Origin of the sequence: Methylobacterium sp. E-025 (genome assembly GCF_022829705.1) — a bacterium.
Lineage (GTDB): Bacteria > Pseudomonadota > Alphaproteobacteria > Rhizobiales > Beijerinckiaceae > Methylobacterium.
The window spans coordinates 25803-42315 of record NZ_JAKSYR010000091.1 but is presented as its reverse complement, the minus strand read 5'-3'; the positions used below and the strand labels follow the sequence as shown (position 1 = coordinate 42315).

The 16513-nt window shown below is 71.8% G+C and carries 11 protein-coding genes; 6 read left to right on the top strand and 5 right to left on the bottom strand.

The genetic code is table 11. The annotated features are described in order from the left end of the window. Positions 1 to 83: 83 nt before the first annotated feature. Positions 84 to 3548, top strand: a complete 3465-nt coding sequence (locus tag MKK64_RS11455; RefSeq protein ID WP_409567934.1) for a DUF3971 domain-containing protein — start codon at positions 84 to 86, stop codon at positions 3546 to 3548. A gap of 25 nt (positions 3549 to 3573) precedes the next feature. Here MKK64_RS11455 and MKK64_RS11450 read toward each other — a convergent pair whose 3' ends face one another. Beyond that, positions 3574 to 3969: an ArsR/SmtB family transcription factor gene (locus MKK64_RS11450; RefSeq protein WP_243934860.1), complete on the bottom strand. Its 396-nt coding sequence runs from the start codon at positions 3967 to 3969 to the stop codon at positions 3574 to 3576. 107 nt (positions 3970 to 4076) lie between these two features. Here MKK64_RS11450 and MKK64_RS11445 point away from each other — a divergent pair, with 107 nt between their 5' ends. Continuing rightward, positions 4077 to 4823, top strand: a complete 747-nt coding sequence (locus MKK64_RS11445; protein ID WP_243934858.1) for a glucose 1-dehydrogenase — start codon at positions 4077 to 4079, stop codon at positions 4821 to 4823. A gap of 61 nt (positions 4824 to 4884) precedes the next feature. Here MKK64_RS11445 and tyrS read toward each other — a convergent pair whose 3' ends face one another. Beyond that, positions 4885 to 6159, bottom strand: a complete 1275-nt coding sequence (gene tyrS / locus MKK64_RS11440) for a tyrosine--tRNA ligase (RefSeq protein ID WP_243934856.1) — start codon at positions 6157 to 6159, stop codon at positions 4885 to 4887. Positions 6160 to 6380: 221 nt separating this feature from the next. On the opposite strand from tyrS, the gene MKK64_RS11435 reads away from it, so the two are divergent. The 4 genes from MKK64_RS11435 to ribB all read left to right on the top strand — a co-directional run bounded on the left by MKK64_RS11435 (position 6381) and on the right by ribB (position 11071). Beyond that, entirely contained in the window at positions 6381 to 7523 is a 1143-nt protein-coding gene (locus MKK64_RS11435; RefSeq protein WP_243934853.1) for an anhydro-N-acetylmuramic acid kinase, read from the top strand. Between the two features lie 55 nt (positions 7524 to 7578). Next, positions 7579 to 8676: a catalase family protein gene (locus tag MKK64_RS11430; protein WP_243934851.1), complete on the top strand. Its 1098-nt coding sequence runs from the start codon at positions 7579 to 7581 to the stop codon at positions 8674 to 8676. 140 nt (positions 8677 to 8816) lie between these two features. Further along, positions 8817 to 9911 carry a chorismate synthase gene (gene aroC / locus MKK64_RS11425; protein ID WP_243934849.1) on the top strand — a complete coding sequence of 365 codons (1095 nt, stop codon included), beginning with the start codon at positions 8817 to 8819 and terminating at the stop codon, positions 9909 to 9911. Between the two features lie 83 nt (positions 9912 to 9994). Then, the gene (gene ribB, locus MKK64_RS11420) at positions 9995 to 11071 is read left to right on the top strand and encodes a 3,4-dihydroxy-2-butanone-4-phosphate synthase (RefSeq protein WP_243934847.1); all 1077 of its coding nucleotides are present in this window, start codon (positions 9995 to 9997) and stop codon (positions 11069 to 11071) included. Here ribB and MKK64_RS11415 read toward each other — a convergent pair. From MKK64_RS11415 to MKK64_RS11405, 3 genes are all read right to left on the bottom strand, one after another. Further along, positions 11011 to 14196: an efflux RND transporter permease subunit gene (locus MKK64_RS11415; RefSeq protein ID WP_243934845.1), complete on the bottom strand. Its 3186-nt coding sequence runs from the start codon at positions 14194 to 14196 to the stop codon at positions 11011 to 11013. The genes ribB and MKK64_RS11415 overlap by 61 nt on opposite strands. Positions 14197 to 14200: 4 nt before the next feature. After that, positions 14201 to 15310 carry an efflux RND transporter periplasmic adaptor subunit gene (locus MKK64_RS11410; RefSeq protein ID WP_243934843.1) on the bottom strand — a complete coding sequence of 370 codons (1110 nt, stop codon included), beginning with the start codon at positions 15308 to 15310 and terminating at the stop codon, positions 14201 to 14203. Between the two features lie 176 nt (positions 15311 to 15486). After that, on the bottom strand, positions 15487 to 16413 hold the full coding sequence (locus MKK64_RS11405) for a histone deacetylase family protein (protein WP_243934835.1): 927 nt from the start codon (positions 16411 to 16413) through the stop codon (positions 15487 to 15489). Positions 16414 to 16513: the final 100 nt, after the last annotated feature.

Genomic DNA, 16513 nt, shown 5'->3' with positions numbered 1-16513 from the left:
GCTCCGGAAACGCGTCGTCACGAGGTTGCGTCCTAGAATGAGCGCACGTTGCGAAACAGCGGACGCGCCGATGCAAGGTTCTCATGCCTGAGGAAGAGGCCCGGCCTGAGGATACGCCCGGCGGCGGGCAGACGCGCAAGGCCGTTCGGTGCTGGACGCGGCGCTGCCTGTGGACGGCCGCCGCCCTCGTCGTCGTGCTCGGCCTCGGCCTCGGGGGCGGGGTCATGCGCCTCGCATACGGGCCCCTGCAGATCGACGGCCTGTCGGCGCGGGTCTCGTCGGCGCTCGCCGACCGGATCGGGCCGGGCTGGCGCATCAGCCTGCGCGACAGCACCCTCGAGCTCGACTCCGAGAACGCCCTGGCGCTGCGCGTCAGCGGGCTCGATATCCGCAACCCGCAGGGCGCCCTCGTGGTCCGCGCGCCGCTCGCCCTCGTCAGCATCGATCCCTGGAGCCTGCTGAAGCTCGCGCCGACGCCGCGCTCGATCGAGTTCCGCGACGTGCAGATGACGGCGCTCGTCCACCGCGACGGCTCGATCGCCTTCGCGGCCGCCGAGCCGGCGCATCCGGGCGACGCCTCGCCGCACACGCCGCCGAGCGTGGATGCGGCGCGCGGCATGGTCTCGCCGCTCTCGGCCGCAACGGCCTCGATCTTCGGCGTCGTGCTCGACTCCGCCGGCGTCGTCGGCGCGCTCGACCGCGCCCGCATCACCAATGCCCGCCTCACGCTGATCGACGACGACGCCCGCGAGCGCGCGGTGTTCGAGCACGTCAACGGCCTGTTCGGCCGGGACCCGAACCAGGACGCGCGCCTGTTCGAGCTGCGCATCGACGGGCCGCACGGGCAATGGCGCTTCGGCGGCACCCTGCGCGAGGCCGGCGGCCCGCGCCGCACCGGGATCATCACCCTCGACGACCTGCCGGCCACCGACCTGCTGCTGCTCTCCGGCCAGTCGAAGCTGCCGATCACCACCGACCTGAAGCTCTCGGCGCGGGCCGACGTCGCCCTCGACGGCGGCCGCATCGAGGCGATGAAGGCGACGCTGCGCACCAGCGACGGCACCTTCCTCGTCGAGGAGAAGGACTTCAACCCGGTCACCGTCGAGAGCCTGAAGGCCACGGTGAGCTGGGACGAGACCGCCCGGGTGATGACGCTCGACGGGCTCGACTACCTCGGCGCCGGCAACGCGGTGAACCTCACCGGCACCTGGGCCGTGGCCAAGCCGGGCGAGGACTTCGCCTGGACCGCGACCCTGTCGAGTCGGAACGCGACGCTCCGGGGCGCCGCCCCCAAGGACAAGCCGATCACCATCGCGGCGATGGACGGGCACCTCACCGGCCGCGCCGGCGGCGTCGCGATCGACAGCTTCGCGATGAGCGGCGACGGCATCCACGGCAACATGTCCGGCACCCTCGGCACCACCGCCGACGACGACGGCCTCACGCTCCACGTCACCGCCAGCGACAGCGAGGCCCGCACGGCGCTGCGGCTCTGGCCGGAGAACATCGCGCCGGGCGCGCGCAACTACCTCGTCGACGAGCTGCGCGCCGCCCGCATCGAGGCGGTCGACATCACCGTCGACATGTCGGGCGCCGAGCTCGCCGCGGCGACGCGGGGCGACCCGATGCCGGACAACGCGGTGCATATCGACTTCCGCGTCTCGGACGCGACGCTCGAGGTCTCGCCCGACGCGCCGCCGCTGACCCGAGGCAACGTCGCCGGCACGATCACCGGGCGCTCGACCCGGATCAGGAACGTCACCGCCGACATCCGCATGACCGACGGGCGCGCGCTGAACATCGCCGAGGGCGCCTTCGTCATCCCGGAGATCTCGCCCGACAAGGTCGTGGCGGATATCGGCCTTCGCCTGTCGGGCGGCGCCGACGCGCTGGCGGCCCTGCTGCAGACCAAGATGTTCAAGGCGCTGTCGGGTGTCGATCTCGACCCGTCGACGGTGAAGGGCCAGGCCGACCTGCGCATCGGCTTCCCGCTCGACCTCAAGCACATCCCCGACCTGCCCGACCTACCGGTCAGCGTCTCGGGCACGCTGAACGACCTCGCCGTCGACAAGGTCGTCGGCAAGGACAAGCTCGAAGCCGGCCGCTTCGCCGTGACCTACGACCCGCGCGGCTTCACCCTGAAGGGCGACGCCAAGCTGTCGGGCGCGCCGGTCTCGATCGACATGCATCAGGCCAAGACCGGCGGCACCGGCGAGGTGCTGGTGAACCTGACCGTCGACGACGCCCTGCGGGCGCGCAAGGGCCTGCCGACGGCCCCCCAGCTGAGCGGCCCGATCGCGGTCAAGGCCACCATCCCGCTGGTCAAGGCCGGCGCCACGAAACCCCCGATCCGGGTCGAGGCCGACCTCGCCCGCGCCGGGATCGACGGCCTGCTGCCGGGCCTGAGCAAGGCCGCGGGCAAGGCCGGGCGCCTGACCTTCTTCCTGGTCGATACCGGCCCGGGGATGGACCTGCGCGACATCGCCCTCGATGCCGGCTCGACCACGGCCCGCGGCAGCGCCTCGATCACCGGCGAGGGCGGCCTCGAGCGGGCGGACCTGACCAACCTCAAGCTCTCGCCCGGCGACGACATGCGCGTCACGCTGGATCGCAACGGAAACGGCTACCGCGTCGCGGTGAAGGGGGCGGTGGCCGACGCGCGCCCGTTCCTGAAGATGCTGACCGCGCCCGAAGGCAAGTCGCAGCGGGACGCCAACCCGAAGGACATCGACGCCGACATCCAGCTCGGCATCCTCACCGGCTTCAACGAGGAGGCGCTGACCAACGCCAGCGTGAAGCTGTCCATGCGCGGCAAGGACGTGCGCGCGGCGGCGATGAGCGGCAAGTTCCGCTCCGCCCCCTTCGTCGCGAGCGTGACCAAGGGCGAGCGCGGCACGCCGACGCTGGCGATCGAATCCGGCGATGCCGGCGCGACGCTGCGCTTCGTCGACGTCTACCGGCGGATGTACGGCGGCCGGCTCAATCTCGGCATCGTGCTGAGCGACGGGCCGCAGGCCGGCGTGGTGCAGATCCGCGAGTTCGCGCTGCGCAACGAGCCGGCCCTCTCCAGCATCATGGCCCAGGGACCGGAGACGGTGGAGACCGTCGATGCCCGCGGGCGCAAGCGCACGGTCGCGGGGCAGGGCAGCGCGGTCTCGTTCGACCGGATGCGGGCGAACTTCGTCCGCTCGGGCTCGCGCGTCGACTTTTCCGATGCGGCGATCTCGAACGCGGCGATGGGCTTCACGCTGTCGGGTTTCCTCGACACCGCCCGCGAGCGCACCGACATCAACGGCACCTTCGTGCCGCTCTACGGCCTGAACAACATCGTCTCGCAGGTGCCGCTGATCGGACCGCTCCTCGGCGGCGGCCACAACGAGGGCCTGTTCGCGGTCAACTTCCGGGTCGCGGGCAAGCTCAACGCGCCGGACGTCAGCGTGAACCCGCTCTCGGCGGTCGCGCCGGGCTTCCTGCGAAAACTCTTCAGCGCGGGCGGCGGCTCGAACTTCGCCGACGGCGTGCCCCCGGCGGTGCAGGGCGACCGCTGAGGCGGCCGATCCGCCGGCGGGCGGCCTACTCCGCGGGCGACGTTTCGCTGCCGCGTGCCGCGGGCGCCAACGGGCCGGCACCGGGCGACCCGTCGCAGGCTCCGGACGCGTAGGCGTTGATGATCGCGCCGAGCAGGCCCGGAAAGCGCGCCTCGACCTCGGCGTAGCGCGACTCGTTGCGCATCTCCACGCCGTGGCGCGCACTGCGGATCAAGCCGGCTTCGCGCAACACCTTGAAGTGCGTCGACAGCGACGATTTCGGGATCACCCGGTCTCCGAGGGCGGAGACGGCCGAGCACGCCTCGACGCAGCCCGCGCGCATGATCCGTGCGAAGATCGCCGCGCGGTTCGGATCGGACAGGGCGTGGAGGATCGCGTCCGGGCGCACGTCCTCCATCGCGGGATGGAACAGGGATCTCATGATTTCGGCATATGGGGGCTTGATCCGCGCGACATTAGTTCCGAAATCCCGAACTATGGGAATACGGCGGCCATCCCGGTGCCGGCCCATGCCGAGGGTTAGCATACATGTCCAAGCTCGCAGGCAAAGTCGCCGTCGTGACCGGCGCATCGAAGGGCATCGGTGCCGGCATCGCCAAGGCGCTGGCACAGGACGGCGCGGCGGTCGTCGTGAACTACGCATCGAGTAAAACCGGCGCGGAGGCGGTCGTCGCCGCGATCACCGCGGCCGGCGGCCGGGCGATCGCGGTCCAGGGCGACGTCTCTCAGGCCGCCCAGGCGCAAGCGGTGATCGAGGCGGCGGTGACGGCATTCGGCCGGCTCGACGTGCTGGTCAACAATTCCGGCGTCTACGACTTCGCGGCGATCGAGGAGATCACCGAGGCGCATTACCGCAAGCTGTTCGACGTCAACGTGCTCGGCGTGCTGCTGGCGACCCAGGCGGCCGCCAGGCACCTCGGCGAGGGCGGCAGCATCGTCAACATCTCGTCGGCGATCACCCACGTGCATACGCCGACGGCGGCGGTCTATGCCGGGACGAAGGGCGCCCTCAACGCGATCTCGGGGGTGCTCGCCAACGAGCTGGCGCCGCGCCGGATCCGGGTCAACACGGTCAGCCCGGGCTACGTGGTGACCGAGGGCACCCATTCGGCCGGCATCGCCGGATCCGAGATGGAAGCCGGCTTCGTCGCGCAGACCCCGCTCGGCCGCGCCGGCGCGCCGGACGACATCGCCCGGGTGGTCGCCTTCCTCGCCTCCGACGACGCGCGCTGGCTCACCGGCGAGGTGATCACGGCGAGCGGCGGCATCCGCTGACGAACGGCCCCGCATAAAGACGAAGCCGAGCCCGGTCCGGGCCCCGCTTCGCCGCGAGCCGTCACGCCACGCGTAGCAGCACGTGGCGCTTCTTGCCGAACGAGAGCTTGATCACGCCGGTCTTGGCGAAGTCGGCGGTGCGCAGCACGGCACGCTCGTCGGTGAGGACCACGTCGTCGATGCGCAGGCCCCCGCTCTTGATCTGGCGGCGGGCCTCGCTCGTGGACGGCACCAGCTTGGCGTATTCCGGCCCGAAGGCGCTGAGCACGCCGAGGCCGGCATCGACGAGGTCGCGCGAGACGGTGACGCTCGGCAGGTCCTCGGCCAGCGTCCCCTCGACGAAGGTCTTCCGCGCGGTCTCGGCGGCGGCGTCCGCCGCCTCGCGGCCGTGCATCAGCGCCGTCGCCTCGGTGGCGAGCCGCACCTTGGCCTCGTTGATCCCGGCCCCGCCCTTCGCGGCGAGGTCGGCGATCTCGGGCAGCGGGAGGAAGGTGAACAGCTTGAGGAAGCGCGCGACGTCGGCATCCTCGGTGTTCCGCCAGAACTGCCAGTAATCGTACGGCTTCAGCATCCCGGCATCGAGCCAGACCGCGCCGGCGGCGGTCTTGCCCATCTTGGCGCCCGACGCGGTGGTCAGCAGCGGGCAGGTCAGCCCGAGCAGGCCCGGGATGCCCATGCGGCGGCCGAGATCGATGCCGTTGACGATGTTGCCCCACTGGTCCGACCCGCCCATCTGCATGGTGCAGCCGTGGCGGCGGTTCAGCTCGACGAAGTCGTAGGACTGGAGGATCATGTAGTTGAATTCCAGGAACGAGAGTTCCTGGTCGCGCTCCAGCCGCATCCGCACGCTGTCCATCGACATCATGCGGTTGACCGAGAAATGGCGACCGACGTCGCGCAGCATCTCGATGTAGTTCAGCTTGGTCAGCCATTCGGCGTTGTCGACCATGATCGCGCCGGTCGCCGAGCCGTCGAAGGCGAGGAACCGGGCGAAGGTCTTCTGGATGCCGGCCTTGTTGGCCTCGATCTGCTCCAGGCTGAGGATCTTTCGCGATTCGTCGCGCCCCGAGGGGTCGCCGACGCGGGTGGTGCCGCCGCCCATCAGCGCGATCGGCCGGCCGCCGGTCTTCTGCAGCCAGTGCAGCATCATGATCGACAAGAGGTGGCCGATATGGAGCGAGGCCGCGGTGCAGTCGTAGCCGACGTAAGCCGTGAGCCGCCCCTCGGCCGCGGCCGCGTCCAGCGCGGCGAAGTCCGAGCACTGGTGGACGTAGCCGCGCTCGCTCAGGACTTTCAGGAACTCGGATTTCGGCGCGAAGGGCTCGGCGGCGGTCATGGGAGGCTCGGACTTCTCGGTTCGAAGCGGGCGGCTCCGGCACGGGACCGGACCGGTCCTGCGCGCTGGCGCGTCCGCTCGCAAAAGGGCATGAGGCGGCTGAGTGTCACTCGCAAAACCTCCGTCGCGTCGTCGTCGCCATCTCGGGCGCCCGCAGGGATCGGAGGTTTTGCGAGGGTCACCCATAGCAGGACGACCGGCGAAAGGCACGGGGGCAGGTCATGACCATGATGCGCGCGATCGGCCTGATGAGCGGCACGTCGCTCGACGGCGTGGACGTCGCCCTGATCGAGACCGACGGCGAGGCCGTCCACGTGGTCAAGGGCCACAACAACTACCTCGAGCCCCTGGGGCCGACCGGCTACCGCGGCTATTCCGAGGACGAGAAGGTCCTGCTGCGCGCCGCCACCAAGGACGCCGAGGGCGTCGTCGCCCCCGGCGACCGGCCCGGCCGGCTGCCCGAGGCGGAGGCCTTCGTCACCGAGGCGCATGCCCAGGCGGTCGAGCAGTTCCTCGCCGAGAACGGGCTCTCGCCCGCCGACATCGACGTGATCGGCTTCCACGGCCAGACGGTGATCCACCGCCCGGACCAGCGCATCACGATCCAGATCGGCGACGGGCAGGCGCTCGCCGACCGGTTGCGCATTCCGGTCGTCTCCGACCTGCGCCGCGCCGACATCGAGGCGGGCGGCCAGGGGGCGCCGCTGGTGCCGGTGTTTCACCAGGCGCTGGCCGCGGCCTCGGGGTTCGAGGGCGCCTACGGCATCCTCAACATCGGCGGCGTCGCCAACGCGACCCTGGTCGACGCGAAGGGCGGCGTGATCGCCTTCGACACGGGGCCCGGCAACTCGCTGATCGACGAGTGGATGCAGGAGCGCGAGGGCAAGAATCTCGACGACGGCGGCCGCACCGCCGCGCGCGGGCGAGCCGACGAGCCGCTGCTGGCGTGGCTGCTGACGCACCCGTTCTTCTTCCGGCGGCCGCCGAAATCGCTCGACCGCAACTGGTTCTCGCACAAGCTCGCGGGCCAGCTCTCGACCGAGGACGGCGCGGCGACGCTCACCGCCTTCACGGCCCGCGCGGTCGCCCGGGCGCTCGACCATGCCCCGGAGATCCCGGCCCGCTGGATCGTCGCCGGCGGCGGCGCCCGCAACGGCGAGCTTGTGCGGCTCTTGAACTATCACCTGCGCGCCGAGATCACGACGGCCGACGCCATCGGCTGGTCCTCGGCCTTCCTCGAGGCGCAGGCCTTCGCGCACCTGGCCGTGCGCTCGCTCAAGGGTCTGCCGATCACGTTTCCGTCGACCACCGGCGTGCGCGAGCCGATGACCGGCGGCGTCCTGGCGCGACCGCGGGATACCTGAGCGCCAAGCGCGGTTCACCCTGGAGCGATTCTCGAAGAGCTTCAGAGCGAGCCCCATGACCGACCGCGCGACCCCGATCCGCTATCACGACAACGTCGAAACCCCGGCCCCCGACGAGAACCACGTCATCGACGAGATCATCGCCTCGATGACCCGCGAGAGCGAGACCACCGCCGCACGCTACAAGCACGCCGTGCGCGCCTCGCACGCCAAGATCAGCGGCATCGTCGTCGGCGAGCTCCAGGTGCTGCCGAACCTGCCCGCGGAGCTGGCCCAGGGCCTGTTCGCGACGGCGGGCACGCATCCGGCGATCGTGCGGTTCGCGCAGGGGCCGGGCGAGCTCCTGAAGGACAGCGTCTCGACCCACCGCGGCATGGCGATCAAGGTGCTCGGCGTCGCCGGCGAGAAGCTCGCCGGTCACGCGGCCGACACCCAGGATTTCGTGCTCGCCACCGGGCCGGTCTTCCCGAACCCGGACGCGAAGGGCTTCCTCGGCAGCATGAAGCAGCTCGAAGCCGGCACCAAGGCGCCGGAGGCGGTGAAGGTCGCGGTCTCGGCGACGGCGCGGGCGGCCGATTCGGTCGTGAAGGCGGTGACCGGCAAGAGCGCGCCGCTGCTCGATTTCTTCGGACACCAGCCGCTGCATCCCCTGGCCGAGCCGTACTACTCGCAGGCGGCGCTGCGCTACGGCGACCATATCGCCAAGATCGCCGCGTTCCCGGCCGCGCCCGCGCAGGAGGCCCTGGCGAAGGAGGAGCTTCACCCCGGCGACGACCCGGACACCTTCCGCCACGCGGTCGCGGCCTTCTTCCGCGGCCAGGAGGTGGTGTTCGAGATCCGCGTGCAGCTCTGCCTCGACCTGAACGACATGCCGATCGAGGACGCCTCGAAGGAATGGTCGGAGGAGGCCAGCCCCTACCGCACCGTCGCCCGCCTCGTGCTGCCGGCGCAGGACTCGACGAGCGAGACCCGCCGCGCCTACGCCGACGACGTGCTCTCCTTCCGTCCCGCCCACAGCCTCGCGGCGCACCGTCCGCTGGGCTCGCTGATGCGGGCGCGGCTGAAGACCTACCAGGCGCTCTCGAGCTTCCGCCATGCCCGCAACGGCGTGCCAGAAACCGAGCCGCGCGCCATCGAGGAGGTGCCGGCCTGATCGCCCGCATGGGCGCCGCCAGTCGGCGTCGCGCCGAACGCGCTCCCTTCCCTTTCGGGGGAGGGAGGCGGCCACCCGACGCAGACGCAACGCGGCCCCGATTTGTGCCTCCGCCGCCCGCGCGCTAGAGCACGCGCACGATGTCCCACAACACGTTCGGCCACCTGTTCCGCGTCACCACCTTCGGCGAGAGCCACGGGGTCGCCCTCGGCTGCGTCGTCGACGGGTGCCCGCCCGGGCTGGCGCTGGAGGTCGAGGAGATCCAGGCCGAGCTCGACCGGCGCAAGCCCGGACAGTCGCGCTTCACCACCCAGCGGCGCGAGCCGGACCAGGTGAAGATCCTGTCGGGCGTGTTCGCCGACGACCGCACCGGGGGCCGCCAGCTCACCACCGGCACGCCGATCGCGCTGATGATCGAGAACACCGATCAGCGCTCGAAGGACTATTCCGAGATCCGCGACAGCTACCGCCCGGGCCATGCCGACTACGCCTACGACGCCAAGTACGGCATCCGCGACTATCGCGGGGGCGGGCGCTCGTCGGCGCGCGAGACCGCGGCGCGGGTCGCGGCCGGCGCCATCGCGCGCAAGGTGATCCCCGGCGTCACGATCCGCGCGGCTTTGGTGCAGATGGGTCCGCACGCGATCGACCGGTCGCGCTGGGATTGGGAGGCGGTCGGCGCCAACCCGTTCTTCTGCCCTGACGCGGCGACCGCGAAATTCTACGAGGACTACCTCGACGGCATCCGCAAGGACGGCTCGTCGATCGGCGCAGTGATCGAGGTGGTGGCCGAGGGCGTGGCACCCGGCCTCGGCGCGCCGATCTACGGCAAGCTCGACGCGGAGCTGGCCGCCGCGATGATGTCCATCAACGCGGTCAAGGGCGTCGAGATCGGCGACGGCTTCGCCTCGGCGGCGCTCCGCGGCGAGGACAACGCCGACGAGATGCGCGCGAGCAACGACGGGCGCCCGACGTTCCTGGCCAACCATGCCGGCGGCGTGCTCGGCGGCATCTCGACCGGCCAGCCGATCGTGGTGCGGTTCGCGGTGAAGCCGACCTCGTCGATCCTCACGCCCCGGCGCACGGTCACGGGCGACAACCGCGACGTCGACCTGATCACCAAGGGCCGCCACGATCCCTGCGTCGGCATCCGGGCCGTCCCCGTCGCCGAGGCGATGATGGCGTGCGTGCTCGCCGACCACCATCTCCGCCATCGGGGGCAGGTCGGCACCTGACTTCGGCACCTGACTTCGGCGCCTCACGTCGGCGCCCGACGCCCGACCGTCCCCGGACGCAAAGCCCATTCGAGTACCGAACCGTGCCCCACATCTCCGTCACCTCCGCCATCGAAGCCTTCGCCCGCGGCGAGATCGTCGTCGTCACCGACGACGACGATCGCGAGAACGAGGGCGACCTCGTCGTCGCCGCGATCCATTGCACGCCGGAGAAGATGGCGTTCATCGTCCGCAACACCTGCGGCATCGTCTGCGCGCCGGTGACGGTCGCGGAGGCGCGCCGCCTCAACCTCGCGCCGATGGTTGCCTCGAACGACGCGCCGCTCGGCACCGCCTTCACCGTCACGGTGGACGTGAAGCACGGGCTGACCACCGGCATCTCGGCCGAGCAGCGCTGCAACACCGTGCGGGCGCTCGCCAACGGCAACATGGGCGCCGACGACTTCGTCCGCCCCGGGCACGTCTTCCCGCTGATCGCGCGGGACGGCGGCGTGCTGATGCGCTCAGGCCATACGGAAGCCGCGGTCGACCTGTGCAAGCTCGCGGGCCTGCCGCCCGTCGGCGTGATCTGCGAGCTCGCCAACGACGACGGCACGGTGATGAAGGGGCCGCAGATCGCGGCCTTCGCCGAGACGCACAGCCTCGCCCGCGTCTCGGTGGCCGACCTGATCGCCTACCGCCAGGCGCGCGACAAGCTGGTCGAGCGCGTCGGCCACTTCCCGGTCGAGACCGAGTTCGGCCCGATGACGGGCTACGCCTACACCACGCCGTTCGAGGCGATCCAGCAATTCGCCTTCGTCCACGGCGACATCGGCGACGGCCGCAACGCGCTGGTCCGGCTCCATCGCTCGGACGTCGTCGCCGACGTGATCGAGGGCGGCCGCCAGATCGAGACGGTGATGCGCCGGTTCGCGCGGGAGGGCCGCGGCATCCTCGTGTACCTGCGCGACGGCACCGCCGGGGTTCCGCTGAACCGCGTCGCGGACGAGGGCACCGAGGCGCAGCGCGTGCGCCAGTGGCGCGAGGTGGGCCTGGGCGCGCAGATCCTGCGCGACCTCGGCGTGGTCTCGATCCGCAACCTCTCGACCTCGGCCCGCGCCTATGTCGGCCTGTCGGGCTTCGGGATCGAGATGCTCGGCGACGAGCCGCTGGAGGGATAGTCCGCGACGAACCGGCCGTAGCGCAGCGCCAAGGCCGGCAGGATCGCGAGGTTCAGCACCGTCGAGGTGACGAGCCCGCCCAGGATCACGATCGCCATCGGCCCCTCGATCTCGCGCCCCGGCTCGCCGGCGCCGAGCGCCAGCGGCAGCAGGCCGAGGCCGGTGACGAGGGAGGTCATCAGGATCGGCACCAGCCGGTCGCCGGCGCCCTCCGCGGCGGTGGCGGCGTCCCAGCTGCGCTCCTCGCGGGCGACCATGTGCTCGTAATGGGCGATCAGCATGATCGCGTTGCGCAAGCTGATCCCGAACAGGGTGACGAAGCCGACGATCGAGCCGAGCGAGACCACCGCGCCGGTCGCCGCCACGGCGAGCACGCCGCCGACGAAGGCGAAGGGCAGGTTGACCAGCACCAGGACGAGGTTGCGCACCGACCCGGTCACCACCGCGAGCAGCAGCACGATGCCGAGGCCGGCGAGCGCGGAATAGGTCAGCAGGTCGGCGCGCGCCCGCGCCTGCGTCTCCGCGGCGCCCTCGAAGGCGACGTAGACGCCGGGCGGCAGGGTCACCTCCTTGGCGACCTTGCGCTTGGCCGCCTCGACGAAGGAGGCCACGTCGCGCCCCGTCACGTTGGCGGTGACCGCCTGCACCCGCTGCGCGCCCGCGTGCTGGACCTGGTAGCGCCCGGCCGTCTCGTAGACGTCGGCGACCTGGGCCAGCCGGATGTAGCTGCCGCTCGTGGTCCGCAGCGGCAGGTCGCCGAGGCGGGTGAGGTGCGCGCGGGTCGCCCGGTCGAGGACGACGATGACGTTGAAGACGGCGTTGCCCTCGTAGGCCTGGCCGACCACGTCGCCCTGGTAGGCGGTACGGACGATCTCCAGCACCTCGATCGCGTCGAGGCCCCAGTGGCGCAGGTCGTTCCGGCGTAAGGACACGGTGATCTGTGGCAGGCCGGCGGGCGATTGCTGCTGCACGTCGGCGGCGCCCCGCACCTCGGCGAGCTCGCGGGCGACGTCGCGGGCCGCCGCCTCGATCCGGTCGAGGTCGGCGCCGAACACGTTGATCACCACCGGCGCGGTGTAGCCCGAGACCGTCTCCTCGATGCGCTCGGTGAGGAAGGTCTTGAGCGAGAACGCGGCGCCGGGCGTGCCCGCCATCAGCGCGCGGATGCCGGCCTCGCTCCACCCCTGCGCCGCGCCGTCGAGCCCGGGCTCGAGGTCGATGTGGATCTCGCTGTAATGCGTGCCGGCCGTGTCCTGGCCGGCCTCGGCCCGCCCGACCTGCTGCGCCACGGCGCGGACGCCGGGCACCGCCTTGAGGCCGGCGGTCATGCGCGCGCCGAGCCGCAGCGATTCCTGCAGCGAGGTGCCCGGCGCCGCCGCCATGTGCAGGATCAGGTGGCCCTCCTTGAGGTCCGGCAGGAAGGTGCCGCCGAAGAAGGGCAGGGCGGCCGCGCCGGCGAGGGTGAGGAGGACGGCCGCCGTCGCCGCCCAGCCGAAGCGCCGCTCGACGGCCCCAAGCATCCGCGCGTAGGCGGCGCGCGCGATCCGCATCACCGGGGGATCGCGCGCGGGCAGGTCCTTGCGCGCGACCAGCGCCATCGCGAGCGCCGGGGTCACCGTGAGCGCCACCGCGAGCGAGGCCACCACCGCCAGGATGTAGGCGAGCGCCAGCGGGCCGAACAGGCGCCCGGCGACGCCGGTGAGCGCCAGCACCGGCAGGAACACCAGCAGCACGGCGAAGGTGGCGTAGGCCACCGCACCCCGCACCTCGAGGATCGCGTCGCGCACCACCCGCGCGACCGGAAGCGGCACGGCGAGGCGGCGGTTCTCGCGCAGGCGCCGCACCGCGTTCTCGATGCCGATCACCGCGTCGTCCACCACCTCGCCGATGGCGATGGCCAGCCCCCCGAGGGTCATCGTGTTGAGGCTCTCGCCCATCGCCCCGAGCACCAGCACGGCGGCGAGCAGCGAGAGCGGGATCGCCACCGCGCTGATGACGGCCGTGCGCCAGTCGAACAGGAACACGAACAGCACCACGACGACCAGGATGCCGCCGAGCGCCAGCGCCTGCAGCACGTTGCCGTTGGCCTGGGCGATGAAGTTCGCCGGTCGGAAGAGGTCGCCGCGCAGCACGATGCCGTCGCGCGCCAGCCCGGGCCGAAGCTCGTCGAGGGCCGCCTCGACCCGGCGCGTCGCCTCCAGGGTGTTGGCGCCGATCTGCGCACCGACCATCAGGAGGATGCCGGGCCGGCCGTCGACGAGCGCCGCGCCGATCGGCGGCTCGGGGGCGGCGACCACGGTGGCGACGTCGCCGAGCACCACGCTCGCGCCGCCCTCGTTGACGAGCACCGTGCGGGCGATCTCCTCCGACGTCAGCGACTGGCCTTCCGTCTGCAGGGCGATGCGCTGGTTGGGGGTGTCGACGAAGCCGGCGCCACGCACCCCGGTGGCCTTGCGCGCGGCCACGAGCACGTCGTTCAGGCCGAGGCGGAAGCGGATCAGGTCGTGCGGCCGCACCTCGACCTGGAAGGCGCGCACCGCCCCGCCGTAGACCGAGACCTGGGCGATGCCGGGCACCGCGAGCAGCCGCAGGCGCACCCGCCAGTCGGCGATCGTGCGCAGGTCGAGGGCGGAGCGGCTCTCCGAGGTCAGCCCGACCAGGAGCACGGTGCTGGTCGAGGAGGTCAGCGCGGTCATCGCCGGCGGCAGCACGCCCTGCGGCAGGCGCCCGGCGAGGCTCGCCAGCCGCTCGGTCACGAGCTGGCGCACCCGGTAGATGCTGCTGCCGGCGGTGAAGGTGGCGGTGATGACCGACAGGCCCTGGATCGAGCTCGACCGCAGGGTGGCGAGGCCGGGAAGCCCGTTGACGGCGACCTCGACGGTCTGGGTCACCAGGATCTCGACCTGCTCCGGGTTGAGCCCCGGCGCCTCGGTCTGGATCACCACCGAGGGCGGCGCGAACTCGGGGAAGACGTCGTACTTCGCCTGGCCGAGGCTGGCGGTGCCGTAGACCAGCAACGCCAGCGCCAAGGCCACGACGATGCCGGGGAAGCGGATCGCGAAGGCGACCAGGGCGGCCTGCGGGCCGACGGGATCGGGCGCGGCGGGGCTTTGATCGGACGACATCGGCTCAGTCGTCGTCCGCGCCGCCGGCGGCCTGCACCTGGGCCTTCATCTCCTCCGACAGCAGGGCCTGCGCGCCCCGCATCACGATCTCGGTCTCGCCGGCGAGATCCGCGACGACGAAGCCGTCGCCCGAGAGCGCGGGGTCGGCGCCGAGCGCGTGGCGGGCGAACCCGGTCTCGCCGACCGCGCGGTAGAACCAGGCCCCGCCCTGCCAGTGCACCACCGCCTCCTCGGGCACGAGCACGCCGGTGGCGGCCCGCGACGAGGTGATGAAGGCCAGCGTGCTCATGCCGGGGAGGAGGCCGCTGTCGCCGGAGACCGTGTAGAACGAGCTGAGGCCCTGGATGCGCTGGTCGGTGCGGGTCGCGGCCGAGACGAAGCGCAGCGCCACGCGCTCGCTCTGCGGCGGCACCTCCGCGAAGGCCGCGCCGGGCCGGCCCTTCAGCGTCTCCCCGGGCGGCAGCGTCACCTGCACCAGGAAGTCGGCGCGCTCGATCAGCCGGGTCACGAGGACCGAGCGCTCGACGATGCCGCGGCCGATCACCGGCCCCCATTCCTGCTGCGCGGTGGCGCTGAGCGTCCGCACCTGCGACTGCGCGGCGGCGAGCGCCGCCTGGTCGGTCTGGAACGTGCCCTCGGTGGTCTCGATCTGCACCTGCGTCGCGTAGGGCCCGAGGGATTTGGCGCGCTGGAACGCGGCGCGCGAGACCTCGACCCGCGCCTGCGCGGTCTGCAGCTGCGCCGTCGCGGCGGCGTAGGAATTCGTGAGCTCCGTCACCCGCGCGAGGTCGAGGACGCTGCCGTAGGCCTGGATCTCGATCGGGTGCGATTCGGGCTGCCGCCGTGCGGTCTCGAGGCCGATCCGGGCGCGTTCCTCGGGCGTGAGCGCCACGACGACGCGTCCGCCCTCGACCGCGGTGCGCTGGGGGGCAGCGAATGGCGTGGGCTTGGCGGGGGCGGGGGCGGACCTGGCCGCATCGCGCGCCGCGAAAAGGTTCGTCAGCCGTGAAGCGACCTGCCGAACGTCGTCGCCGGCGAAAGCCGCGACGAGCGCCACACCGGCCAGCCCGATCGCCGTCGCCCAAACCAGCCCGTAGCCACGCCTCTGCCGCACCCGATCCACCCCATCAACGAGCGGCCGCCATGCCGGCCGACGCCGGGCGTGGCATTACCACATAATCCCGGTTCCGATTGCCGAATTATCCTGAAACCCGACGATGACGATCGTTGGCTACACTTTCCCGACGATCCCCTCCCTCTCGGGGGAGGAAAGGGCACCCGATCTCTCCCTCATCGCCCCATCAGCGCGTCGACATGCGCCGACACCGAGCGGCCGAGGCCGTCGAGGCTGTAGCCGCCCTCCAGCATCGAGACGAGGCGGCCGCCGGCGTGCCGGTCGGCGACCTCCATCAGCTTGCGCGTGGCCCAGCCGAAATCGGCTTCCGTCAGGCGCAGGTTGGCCAGGGGATCGAGGTGGTGGGCGTCGAAGCCGGCCGACAGGATGATCACATCGGGCGCGAAGGCGTCGACCCGGGCGAGGATGCCGGCCTCGAACGCCTCGCGAAAGACCGCGCCGTCGTCGCCCGGGCGCAGGGGCACGTTGACGATGGTGTCCTTCGCGCCGCGCTCGGAGGCCGCGCCGGTGCCGGGAAACAGCGGCATCTGGTGGGTCGAGGCGTACATCACGTCGGCATCGTCCCAGAAGATGTCCTGCGAGCCGTTGCCGTGGTGCACGTCCCAATCGACCAGCGCCACGCGGGTCGCGCCCTTGGCGCGGGCGTGGCGCGCGGCGATGGCGGCGTGGTTGAACAGGCAGAATCCCATCGCCCGGGTGCGCTCGGCATGGTGGCCGGGCGGGCGCATGGCGACGAAGGCGTTGCTGCATTCGCACCCCATCACCGCATCGACCGCCATGATACCGCCGCCGACGGCGCGAAGCGTCGCGTCCAGGCTGCCCGGGGACATCAGCGTATCCGAATCGATCGCGACCATCCCGTCCTTGGGCGAGGCCGCGACGATCGCCTCGACATAGGCGGCGGGGTGGGCGAGCGTGGCGACCGAGGCCTCGGCCTGCGGCGCCATGGTGCGGACGAGGCCGGAGAAGCGCTCGTTCTCCAGGACGCGCTCGATCGCGCGGATGCGGTCGGGCCGCTCGGGATGCCCCTCGGGCACAGCGTGGTCGAGGGCGGCCGGGTGGCTCACGTACAGGGTCGTCACGATCATCCCTCCGGCTGTGCGCGCCGCCTCGCTGCGGACGCACCTGTCGCAAAGCGGCAACAGCGCTTGGCATTGTGCCCGCGGGCAACGCGGGACGCTA